Genomic DNA, 12073 nt, shown 5'->3' with positions numbered 1-12073 from the left:
ACATCAGGTTTTGACGACGACGCCAGTCGACTCCATATGCTGCATCTCCTGCAACCTCTGCGCCAGAATCACCATAGACTCCGGAGGAATCTGTCGCAATACCTGCCCTGTCGACTGATCGACTACTTTGATGATGGTCTGATGCGTCGTCTGGTCGATGCTGAACTGCAGGGTACGGCTCTGCTGCTGCAGGTAATCGTTGACCTGGACAAGTGCCTTATTGATTTCTGCCGGCTGCAATTTACCGCTCAATGACTGCGCAGGCGGCGAAGTATTGCCGCTTGCCACCGCACCGGATTGCTGAGCCACCTGCCCCGTATTTCCCGGTGCCGTCACCGTCCCGGTCGCCTGCTGACCACCCGTCACCAGAAGAGCAAGATCGTTTGTGACCTGATTCATCCCATTGAACCTCCCATATGGGAGCCTATCGGCTGGCAATTATTCAGGGCTGGTGTTTCATAGGGGATGAGGCTAGAGCCCCATCCCCACTTCCCCGTCAACAGCCAGCCTATCGGCGGTGCTGTTGGCTGACGCTTACTTGAGCAGCGTCAGCGCGACCTGCGGATCGGTATTGGCCTGGGCGACCATGGCAACGCCAGCCTGCTGCAGTATCTGGGCTCGACTCAAGGCCGCCGTCTGCGCTGCAAAGTTCGCGTCCTGTATACGCGATCTGGCTGCCTGAGTGTTCTGCGAAGCTGACTGCAGATTCGAGATGGTTGCCTGGAAACGCGATTGCAAAGCACCGAGCAGCCCCCCGTCTCGACTGAGCTGGTTCAGGGCGAAATCCATGGCCTTGATCGCGGTCTTGGCATTGTCGTAGGTCAACACATTGGTGCTGTTCAGCGTCAGGGTGGTCAGACTGCTGAAGCTGACCCCGGTACCGCTCAACCCGATATTCGTCAGCGTGGTCGAACTTCCGCTAACGGATATCGTTCCACCGATCTTGGTGTAAAGCTCAATACCCGCGGAGATGGTACCGCCGCTGCTGATGGCAACGCCGCCGCTACCGGTGACCGTGATGCTGGCACCCGTGGAGTCGGTCAAGGTGATGCCGCTCGAACCGGTGGTCGCAGTCACATTGGTCTGGGTGGTGTAGGCATTGATCGCCGCCGCCACGTCGGCCGAGGTGGCGCCGCTGGCGATGTTGACGGTAACGCCGTCGATCGTCACGCTACCCGAGCCGGTATTGGTGTACCCGACCGTACCGGATGTTGTATCCGCACGCTGGGCGTAGACTTGACTCTGGCTGCTGGCGTTGTTGATCGCCGCAACCACATCAGACACCGAGCCATTGCTGCCGTTCAAATCGATCGCCACATTGTTGATGGTGACCGTGCCACTCGCCCCAGACAGATTTCCAGTATTGATGCTGGCACCGTCGGCATAACTGGCACCGAGGTTCTGGCCGCGAACATCGAGACCGTTCGTGGAAATAATCTGACCGGCGTTTGCACCCACCTGGAAAACCAGATTCGACAAGCTGCCGTTGAGGATCGACTGTCCGTTGAACTGAGTATCCTGAGCTGTGGTGTTGACCTGCGCAATCGACTGCTGAACCTCGGCGTTGAGAGCCTGACGGTCCTGCGCCGAGTTGGTCGAATTGGCAGCCTGCACGGCGAGCGTGCGGATGTTCTGAAGAGCGCCATTAATCGTACTCATGGCGCCGTTGGCGACCTGTGCGAAGGAAATACCGTCGTTCGCATTGCGCACGGCCTGATTGAAGCCATTGATCTGGGCCGTCATGCGTTGCGCGATTGCGTAGCCCGCCGGGTTGTCGGCCGGGCTGTTGATGCTCAGACCGGAGGACAGCTGTGCAATGGCGCTGTCCAACTGACTCTGCGACGCATTCAAGTTGTTCTGCGCATTCAGAGACGCAATGTTCGTATTGATGACAAGGGCCATGTCTGTAACCTCCGTTACGTGCTACCCGTTTTGTTCGACTTAAAAGTGCCTGCGCCGCCCGGCGGCTATTGCTCCCAAAGCGCCTCCCACGGCGCCTATGCCAGTGGTATCGACTCAAAGACGGGGAACTTTAGTTTTTTTTGGGGCGGAGGCCGAAGAGGCCGCCAAAACGGCGATAGCGCCGACGGACGGTGGATTATGGCAACCAGGCGGCAAGCCAGGCATCGAGGTTATTTTCGAGCAACCAATGCTCCCGGACGTGATCGCGCAGCCGATCCCCCGCGAGCGCCGCCACATCCGCATCCAGGGCATGGGCTCGGATAGCATCGACCCAATCCTTGAAACGATTGCGCACGCGCATCACCGGGAAACTGCCCTGATAGGGCGTCAAATCGGAACAAACAACCGGATAGCCCAGTATGCCGTACTCAAGAAGACGCAAGTGGCTCTTCGCGTGATTGAACGGCACATCTTCCAACGGTGCAATTGCAAGATCGAGATTCAGACTGGCCAGTTTGGCGGGATATTCGCCGATAGGAACAGGTTCGTGATACTCCTTGATATACGCGCGCAACGACGGTGGACACATACCGAAAAAGACCCAGTCGATCTCATCCTTGAGCGCCTCAACCACCCCCGCAACGATCTCCAAATCACCTGTATGGCTCACTCCGCCAGCCCAGCCGACACGCGGTTTTTTCCCCATGCGCCGCACAGGTTGGAAGCCACCCCAAACAGCCGATTCGATAAAATTGGGTACTATCCTGATGTCAGACGCAAGGTCTCTGTATGCCTCTGCGAGAGGCTCGGTTGCCACCACCAAGCAACCACATGCGGCAACTGCCCGGCGCATACGCTTGTACATATCTTTCGGCAGCAATGATCGATGGACGTTTTTGAGCGGCACGTTGGTCACCAAATCGTCGATCTCGAAAACGCAAAAGACATCAGGATTAAATCGCTTATGTCGCTCTATGGCTTCGATCTGGAACGGCTCGACTTGTCGCTGTAGAACCAACGCGTCGGGCTTGATCCTGGCGAGTTCCGGCGGCGTGTAGATACGATCCGTTTCTTGTCCCTGAATCAGTCCGGCCCTGATCAGGGCCCGGGTCGGCGCGATGATGCGATATTCTCCACATCCCATGCGGTCGGCCGGCTGGGTAAGAATGCGCGGCACCGGGCGCCACACTGAATCCCATGACAACGCTGGGTCCGATTCAACTAAAAAATCCGTACTGGCAAGACTCAGATTGCGGTTGTAGGCCGGGTCATTGGCCATCTGCGGCAGCCAGTGCGCATACATACAGGCCTGCTCGCGTTGGAAACGCGCGAGCTTGGCCGCATCCGGCGCCTGCTCGACCCCGGACTGCTGACTCTTCGACCCCTCATGCATCAAAATCGCGTGAGGTGTCCACACCACGCGCTTGCCGAGCGCCCGGATCTTCAGGCACAGATCGATGTCGCTATAGGAGACGGCCAGCTCTGCGGCATCCAACCCTCCGACTTCGTCGTAAAGCACCTTGCGCACCAGCAGACAGGCGCCGGTCACTGCGGAATAGTCCTGATCCACCTGCAGGCGGGCGTAATACCCCGGCGATTTGGGATCCTGGTTGATGAAGGGATGCTCGGCGGGACCCTTCACACCCAACAGCACGCCCGCGTGCTGGATCTTGCCATCCGGAAACAGCAGCTTGGCGCCGACAGCACCGACGTCTTCACGCTGGGCGTGGGCCATCATTTCGTCCAGCCACTCGGCGTGCAGCACGGCGGTGTCATTATTGAGCAGCAAGAGATAATCGCCACGTGCCTCGGCGGCGGCCCGGTTGTTCATCGCCGAAAAATTGAAGGCTTCGGGATAGTCGACGATGCGCAGGCGACCGCCGAGATCACCTTCCAGGGCACGCAGACCGTCGATGTATTCGATGGCGTCAGCGGCGATGCTGCCGTTGTCGACGACGAGTATCTCGTAATTCGGGTAGGCGGTCAGGCTGAGCAACGACTCCAGGCAACGCTGCAGCACCGGCTGCTGGTCGCGCGTGGGAATGATGATCGACACCATCGGCCGTGGCGCGTGTTGATAGCGTACGCGATAGGTCATCGGCAATGAACCGTTCTCGACTTCCGCCTCGATACCCAGACGGCCGAGATGGGCGGCCAGCGTGCGCCGACCGTTCTCGATCAATGCGTCCAATGGTTTGGCCGCATAACTCGATTGTTGCCTGCGCCCGTACAACGCTCCGGCTACATGGCCGATGGCTTCGTCTCCACCCAGTTCCCAGGCCCGCAGCATCAGATCGTATTCCTCCACCCCTTCCAGAGCCGGGTCGAAGCCGCCGAGCCGGCTCATAAACGACCGTTTCACCATCATCAGGCCGCCCGTATAGGGCATGCTGCGCAGATAATCTAGATTGAAATCAGGTTTGTAGTGCGGGTCGCCCGCCGGCTGCCCATCGGTATCCACCGGGTACTCGTCGGTATAGACCACCTGCCATTCGGGATGCGCGGCGACGGCAACGGCCAGACGGAACAAGGCGTCATCGGCCAGCACATCGCCGGCATGCAGCAAGGCGACCCAATCCGACTCTAGTGCTATCAACACTCGATTGACGGTTTCGAGCGTGGCACCGTCCGTCACGCGATGCCATGGCGGCGACGACGCATGAGACGGCACATCCGCGTCGCTTACGACCCCGACGTCCGCCGACGGTAGCCACTGCGCATCCAGCGCGGCGATGGTATGCGGCAGCAGGGCCTGGAAGGCCGCGGGGGTCAATACCGCCACGCCCAGCGACGGCAGGTCGGCGGCGGCTATCGACTCTACCGCCCACTCCCGCCTGTCGGGTCCAGCTGCCACCACAGGCGACTTTACGGCAGTCGCTGGCGGGACGCGCATGGCCTGCAGCGCAGCGGCCTTGCGTTGCCGACGAGTCGGCAGCCGCGCGTGTTCCGTCTGCAATGCAGCCAGCCCCTCCAGCCACGCACAGCGGCGCGCCAGGATTTGATAAGCCTGCATGCGGGCACGGGCACGCTCGCCGATCCTGCGACGCAGATCGGCATCGCCGGTCAACGTCCGCACCCACTCGGCCGCCTCCGCCACATCGGGGTCGGCCCAACTGACCTGCGAACCGACGAAGCCGGATGAATACACCTCCATTTCGCCGTCGACCGGTATAAGCCGATAGCCCACCAAGCAGGCGCTGTCCGGCGTCATGTAGCTCATGTTGCCCGACCAGCCGGTCGCGATGACGGGCTTGCCCAGGGCCATGAATTCCATCGGCACCAGCCCCAACCCTTCGGCACGATGCAAGGAGATGAAGACATCACAGCACTGGTAAAGGCTCACTGTGTCCACGTAGCTGAGGCTTTCGGTAAACAGGTGCACGCGGGGGTGCCCGTCGATCAGATCGACCAGGGATTGTAATCCGCCCCCCCTTTCCGGATTGTTCACCTTGATCAGCAGATGGGCGTGCGCCACGTCCCCGGCACCCTCGAGAAACGCCCGAACCGCGGCCAATGGATTCTTGCGCTGTTGATCGCTGACCGGCTCGAAGGCCGCAGCGAACAACACCGCGTCCTGCGGCAGGCCGAAGTCGGATCGCTGCCGCCGCTCGGGCACCGGCAGGCTGACCGGCACCGGCGCGTCCAGCGCCAGCGGGCCGTCGCAGGAAAATGCCACCGCGGCCTCCACGAAGCGGGAGCCACCCAGCACCGCGTCCATCACACGCAGGGCTGGGCGCCAGGCCTCCGGCACCACCGGCAGTTCCCACATCGCCCACAGCACATTTACCCGATCCAACAGCCGCAGATGCGGACCGATCGAACCCAGCAGCCAGGGCATGGTTGCCGGCGGCAGTAGAAACAGATTGATCTCGTAGGGCAGCGCTGCGATATCGGCAACGTGCAGATCCGCAAAACGCAGGTCGTGACGCCCCCGCCCTTGTCCGGGATCGATGTCGACAATGGCCACGGGCACGCCGGCCTCCATCAGCGCCTCTACAACCTGACGAGCGAACACACCGAGGCCCAGGTTGCCGCTGACATGCCCGATAACATTCAAGCCCTTCACGGGCGAGCCTCGCTGGGTAGCATGGTTGGACGCGTCCACCGCTGCAGGCGGTTTGCGATCATCGGCAATGCTGGTCGTCGTGTCGACGCTACGGGCTGCCCGTTCCGGCTTGTTTGCCGCGACGGAATCCGCTTCGCGCTGCGCCAGCAGGGCAATGTCACCGCCGCCGTTGAGGCGTTCGACATGACTGATTCTGAAGCCCTCGAACTCCGCCATGAAACCGATGAGTTCCACGGGCACCGGACGCAGATGCGTCGGATCCAGCCAGAACGTGCGCATCGCCACATCGGGCGTTTCGATGTTCGCCATTCCAGAATCAACAAACCATCCGGCTTGAGCGCGCGCGCGGCCAGGCGGAAGAAATCCAGCTGCGCCTCCCAGGGCAGATGCTCGATAACGTGGAAGGCGCTGATGAGCGCCAGCGAAGCCGGTCGGATGTCGCGAAGACGATCCATCAGGTCGCCTTCCTCGACGGGCAGACCTGCGTCGCGCGCACGCTCGACCGCCACCCGATTGCTGTCGACACCGGTTATCGGGATGCCCGCATCCTGCAGCAGGGCCACCCACTCGCCACGTCCCGCGCCCAGATCCAGCGCGGGCGCCTGCAGCGCCTGATGGATTTCCTTCGCAACCGGCAGATAATATTCAAGACGCTGCCGGATACTGTCGAAGCTCCCCCTGAAACGCTCCTCGAAGGCGCTGTAGAAGGCCTGCAGCCGATCCTCGTTTGCCCTTGTCATTGGTTCTGAATTTCCCTGGATGCGGACCTGGCGAGCGCCGGCAACGCCGGCTGGCCGAACGGCACGGCGCTCCGCCGATCAAACGCGACAGACTAAATGTACTTAAACAGCGACAGCCCCTGCACCTGAAGATAGGTCTTCTGCGACGCCTGCAAGCCTGCCAGTTGTTGATTGTAGGTACTGATGGCACTGGCGTAGTTGAGGTCCTGAATCTGCGATTGAGCGGTCTGTAGTTGGAGCTTCGCGTTAGATTGCAGCTGCTGTTGCGAGGTAATCGCATTCAGGCGTGATCCCACACTTGCCTGTTTGTTAAGCAAATTGGTCATTGCCTGATCAAGCGAACTGAGCGCCTGGTTCATACCGTTATGCAATTGGGTCTGGGCAAGGACGCTCCCGCTGGTGGGTGTGTTCAAAATATTGACCATGTTTTGAATTGTTTGAAACACGCTTTGTGGCTGACTGGGCGCGATGGTGAACTGGTCCCCGGTGGCCGGTGTTCCAGTAATAGCAGTCTGAATTCCTGCGAAGCTGATAGTGGAACCGCTCTGATAAGCCTGATTGCTCAGCACCGTCGTCCCCGTCGTGGTATCGACCACATTGAACTGCGAAGCGCTGGTGAACTGGATCTGATAGGTATCCCCACTGTATCCTGTATTCGAAGTCACGCTACCCGGATCGATGATCCCACTTCCGGTATTGCTCGTTGCAGGAGTCGCTGTAAAACTGCCATTGCCATTGGGTATCTGCATAAACACGTTGGAGCCCGGGTCGTTCACGGCAACCTGACGGCTAGTGTCAATCTGCAGATAGCGTTGGGCCGAATCCCCGAGGTAGCTGAAACTGCCATTCGGGTTCTGAGTGAAGGGCTTGGTCGAGGTCTGCGAGCCGCTGAAAATATACGAGCCATTGGCATTCTGTGTATTGCCCATCGCGAGTAACTGCTGGACATCCTGACTCATTTGTTGGGCTATGCTCGCGCGGCTGGCATCCGTCTGTGTGCCATTGTTCGCCTGAAGTGCCAGGGTGCGTACGCTTTGTAGCACGTTCCCTACACCTTGCAGGGTGCTTTGCTCGAGATTCAGACTGGCAGTGGCTGCATTGCCGTTCGATTGAAATTGCGTATTCGTATCGATTGCGCTCTGCAGATTCAGGGCCTGCGCCGCTCCTGCAGGGTTATCTGATGGTGTAAGAATCTTACGACCGGTCGATAGTTGCAGTTCCGTATGTGTGAGCTGGGTTTCCTGGCTCAGCATCGTGTTAATGGCCGCCTGGCTGATCTGTGATGTCGCGATGCGTATGCTCATGGCAATTACCTCAAATCTCGCTAGACCGCATTAAGCAGCGCCTGGAACAGAGTATTGGCTGTCGAGATAACCTTGGCAGAGGCCTGATAATCCTGCTGGTATTGCACCAGATTCGCCGCCTCCTGATCCAGGTTCACCCCCGAAATCGACTGCTGTAGAGAGGTCACCTGATTGAGCAGGGCCTGCTGGTTAGAGGCATTGGACGACGCCGCCTGTGTATTGTTGCCTACGCTGGCGACTAGCTGGTTGTAGGCATCGCCGATACTCGCTGTACCGCCGCTGAAAATCTTGTTCTGCTGGATCTGGGCCAGTGCTAGCGCATTACCGTTGTCACCCGGGCCGGAAGGCGTGACCGTGAAGGTGTCACCGGCACTGGCATTGCCACCCAGAGTCACCTGCCAACCGTTGAAACTCACGGTTGTGCCAGTGGCATTGTAGGGTTGTGGGGTGGTCGACGTCCCCGTCTTCGTATCCGTGACGGTGTATGTCGTAGGCGGATTATTGATGGTAATCGTCACCGGGTCGAGCAGATTCGGATTGGAAATGGTGGCCGCAGTAACCGTCGGCGCACTGATCGTGGCTGTGCCGATATTCGTCTGATTGGCCGCGCTGACTACCGGGGCCGCAGCGGCAATCTGGCGTGGGTCGGTCGCCGCCACCGAGATGTCGCGGGCCGCGTAGCGTGTCGGCTCGATGGTGTAGGTATCACCGGCAGTGGCATTGGTCGGCGCCACGATGCTCAATCCGCCGGCGGTAAACGGGCTCGCGGCGGTACCAGCGCCGCTCATGGCCACCGTCTGACTGGTGCCGACGATCTGCAGCGTCCAACTGGTGCCGTTGTAGCTGAGCTGGTAATCGTTGGTAGTAAGCTGGTTCACGTTGCTCACGGTCACCGAGGGCACACCGCTGGTTGTCGCGTTATTCGCCCCGGCATAGACGGTTGGCGTAGGTACATTGAAGAAGTTCTGGCCCAGATTCCCGGTCAGGTCTATGCCGAGCTTTTGCTGCGCATTGAATGTCTGACCGATACCTATCGCCAGACGCCCCAGGGCATTCTCGGCCGGCACCACTACATTATTGCGTGCGTCGAGCAAGCCCCCGAGTGTGCCACCCGGATTGACATTGGCAACCGGAATGTTGCCATTGGCCGTCTTGAACACGAGGTTTAGCTGATTCGGATCGCCGCTCGTCGGCGCCGTTGCCAGCTGAGTCGTAGCGGTACCGACTACCAGCGCCTGACCGGTACCGATCATCACATTGATGGAACCATCGCTTTGCGCCACGGTGCTGACATTGACGATCTTGGACAGCTGCGTCAGCAGCGCATCACGTTGGTCCAGCAGGTCGTTGGGTTGGCCAACCGGGTTACCGGTCGTGCCGTTCACGATCTGCTGGTTAAGCGCCGCGATCTGGCCGGCCAATTGATTTACGGTACTGACCTCGCTGGTGAGCTGGCCATTGATCTGCGTGCTGACCTGATTGATTTGCCCATACATGCTGTTGAAGGTCGAGACCAGTTGCCCGCCTTGCGACAGCAGGGTCTGACGAGCCGGTATCGACGAGGGCGAATTGGCTACGCCCTGCACCGCATTGAAAAAGCTTTGCACGGCGGGCTGCAAGCCGGCAGTGGAGCTGCCTAACAGATTATCGACCTGGGTCGCGTACTGACTGTAGGTTTGGTATCGGGCATTGGCAGAGGTCGCACTGTTGAGCTGGTCATTGACCACATTGCTCACGATTCGCTGCACACCATTGACTTGAACGCCGGTGCCCAGATAGTAATTGCCCGCAAGCTGCGGATTGGATGACCCCAGATTGGTAGTCTGCCGACTATAACCTGGGGTATTGACGTTGCTGATGTTCTGGCTGGTCGTCTGCAGTGCCTGCTGAAACGCGAGCAGACCCGAGGTGGCCACGCCGAGAATGTTGGTTGACGCCATGCCGTACTCCCGAGGCACCTGATGCGCCTCAATCGATTCAGGTTAGCGGCCCGTTTGCGGGATTCTTGATCCCTGCGCCTATGGCGAGCAGGTGTTGTCCGCCCAGAATGCTCTGTATTTTCTCGGCATAGGCAGGGTCAGTGGCATAACCGGCGCTTTGTAGTTGCGCCAAGTACGCCGACGGCTCCGAGGCCTGGGCGACGGCCGACTGGTAACGCGGTTGCGAGGTAATGAGCTTCGCGTAATCTGCGAAGCTCGCAGCCAGTGAAGAGTAGGCCCGGAACGCAGCCTTCTCCTGCTGCAGCACACCGCCATTAAACTCCACCGTTGGCACAGCCACGGAGGCGCCCTGCCAGTCGCTGCCGGCCTTGATGCCGAAGAGGTTGAAACTGCTACGCCCGTCAGGCAGTTGCGGAATCCGCTTGCCCCAACCCGATTCCAGCGCCGCCTGCGCCACCAGCACCTGCGGCGCGACACCGATCTTCGCCGCGGCCTGTTTCGCATACGGCATCACCGCGCGCACGAAATCTGCCGGTGTCGCCGGTGGCCAGGTCACTGGCAACGCCGCCTCACCGGTTGCCGCCACCGATGGCGGTGGAGCGGAAGTCGCAGCAGGCGCAGATCTGGAACTGTCTGGAGGGATAGCGCCCTGTGCAACGCCCTGCCCGCCCAGGGACTGGCCGATGAGCTTGCCCAACCCCAGATCTCCGTGCCCGGCCAGATTGATGGCGAGCTGATGGTCGTACAGGTTCTGGTACAGGCTCGTCTGGCTGTTGTCGAACAAAGGGTTTTTCGGCGTCGCGTCGCGCATCGCCTTGAGCATCATTTCGATGAACACCGACTCGAACTGCTTGATCGCGGCCGCCTTGGCCTGGGGATTATTGGCCCGCGCCGCCGCCTTGAGTTGCCCCAATCCCTGGAAATCCGTGTAAGTCGAGGCCATCGATCCCACGTCTGTAGTCAACGGTGAGGTCATCAGATCACCACCAGCTGGGCGCGCAGGGCCCCGGCGCGTTTGAGCGCCTCAAGGATCGCTATCAGGTCGTCCGGCGTCGCGCCGACGCGATTGATTGCCTTGACGATCGAGTTAAGCGATACCCCTGGCTTGAAGACGAAGGCATGCGCCTTTGCCTGCTTGGCCTTGACGGACGAATTCGGTGTGACCGCGGTCTGCCCTCGGGATAGCGCGTTCGGCTGGCTGACCTGCGGGTTTTCAGAGATCGTCACAGTAAGGTTGCCGTGGGCGACTGCGGCGGGCAGCACGCGCACGCTGCTGCCGATGATCACCGTGCCGGTACGCGCATTCACCACGACACGCGCGGGAGGCGCTTCCGGGTGAATATTGAGATTCTGCAGGTATGAAACAAACGCGACCCGCTGACCGCGGTTCGCCGGTGCGTTGACGCGCACAGCGGCAGCATCCAGCGCCTCTGCGGTGCCCGGCCCCATGATTTTATTGATCGCATTCGCAAGTCGCGTGGCCGTGGTGTAGCTCGGGTTGTTCAGATCCAGGGTGATACTGTTACCCTGATCGAAGGCGGTCTGCACACCCCGCTCCACGGTGGCGCCGTTGGGCACCATGCCGACGCTGAGAATGTTCACCTGCACGCTTGAGCCGCTCGCACCCTGGGCGCCATAACCGCCGACCACGAGATTGCCCTGTGCCATCGCGTAAACCTGACCGTTCGCGCCATGCAACGGCGTCATCACCAGAGTACCGCCGCGTAGGCTTTTGGCGTTGCCGATCGAGGAAACGGTGACGTCTATCGTCTGCCCGGGACGGGCAAATGGCGGCAGCTCCGCGGTCACCAGCACCGCCGCAACATTGTTGAGCTGCGGGTTGACGTTGCTCGGCAGGGTGATGCCGAAACGCGTGAGCATGTTCTCGATGCTTTGTATGGTGAACGGTGTCTGGCTGGTCTGGTCGCCCGTGCCGTCCAAGCCGACAACCAGCCCGTAACCTACTAGCTGGTTGCTGCGCACGCCGGCGACAGTGGCCAAATTTCGCACCAGTTCGGCCTGGGCGATGCCTGCTGCGGTGGTCCACAATGCAAGCGCGGCGGCACCGACAGCAAGGAACCGACGCGCGCGGTGCAAGCAGCGGAACAAGGTCGATCTCCG

General features: G+C 60.3%; 7 protein-coding genes and 1 pseudogene. All 8 read right to left on the bottom strand.

The annotated features are described in order from the left end of the window. Window positions 1-3: 3 nt before the first annotated feature. Window positions 4-399 carry a flagellar protein FlaG gene (locus BJI67_RS16680; RefSeq protein ID WP_083250665.1) on the bottom strand — a complete coding sequence of 132 codons (396 nt, stop codon included), beginning with the start codon at window positions 397-399 and terminating at the stop codon, window positions 4-6. A 135-nt stretch (window positions 400-534) separates the two neighbouring features. Then, entirely contained in the window at window positions 535-1902 is a 1368-nt protein-coding gene (locus tag BJI67_RS05670; RefSeq protein ID WP_070072214.1) for a flagellin N-terminal helical domain-containing protein, read from the bottom strand. 196 nt (window positions 1903-2098) lie between these two features. After that, window positions 2099-6277, bottom strand: a complete 4179-nt coding sequence (locus BJI67_RS16675) for a glycosyltransferase (RefSeq protein WP_083250664.1) — start codon at window positions 6275-6277, stop codon at window positions 2099-2101. 47 nt (window positions 6278-6324) lie between these two features. Then, a pseudogene (locus BJI67_RS18240) lies at window positions 6325-6708 on the bottom strand (methyltransferase domain-containing protein); the annotation flags it as partial. A gap of 92 nt (window positions 6709-6800) precedes the next feature. Beyond that, window positions 6801-8012, bottom strand: a complete 1212-nt coding sequence (gene flgL, locus BJI67_RS05655; protein ID WP_083250662.1) for a flagellar hook-associated protein FlgL — start codon at window positions 8010-8012, stop codon at window positions 6801-6803. 20 nt (window positions 8013-8032) lie between these two features. Continuing rightward, window positions 8033-9928 (bottom strand): flagellar hook-associated protein FlgK, encoded by a 1896-nt coding sequence (gene flgK, locus BJI67_RS05650; RefSeq protein ID WP_197513325.1) that lies wholly within the window; start codon window positions 9926-9928, stop codon window positions 8033-8035. A gap of 61 nt (window positions 9929-9989) precedes the next feature. Beyond that, window positions 9990-10895 (bottom strand): flagellar assembly peptidoglycan hydrolase FlgJ, encoded by a 906-nt coding sequence (flgJ, locus tag BJI67_RS05645; protein ID WP_197513324.1) that lies wholly within the window; start codon window positions 10893-10895, stop codon window positions 9990-9992. A 32-nt stretch (window positions 10896-10927) separates the two neighbouring features. Continuing rightward, a complete protein-coding gene (locus tag BJI67_RS05640) occupies window positions 10928-12061 on the bottom strand; it encodes a flagellar basal body P-ring protein FlgI (RefSeq protein ID WP_407922807.1) in 1134 nt (377 codons plus the stop codon). Between the last annotated feature and the right edge of the window lie 12 nt (window positions 12062-12073).

This window comes from Acidihalobacter aeolianus (assembly GCF_001753165.1).
Classification (GTDB): Bacteria; Pseudomonadota; Gammaproteobacteria; order DSM-5130; family Acidihalobacteraceae; genus Acidihalobacter; species Acidihalobacter aeolianus.
Note: the sequence above shows the minus strand (reverse complement) of the source record. Positions and strands in the feature narration are given on the sequence as shown.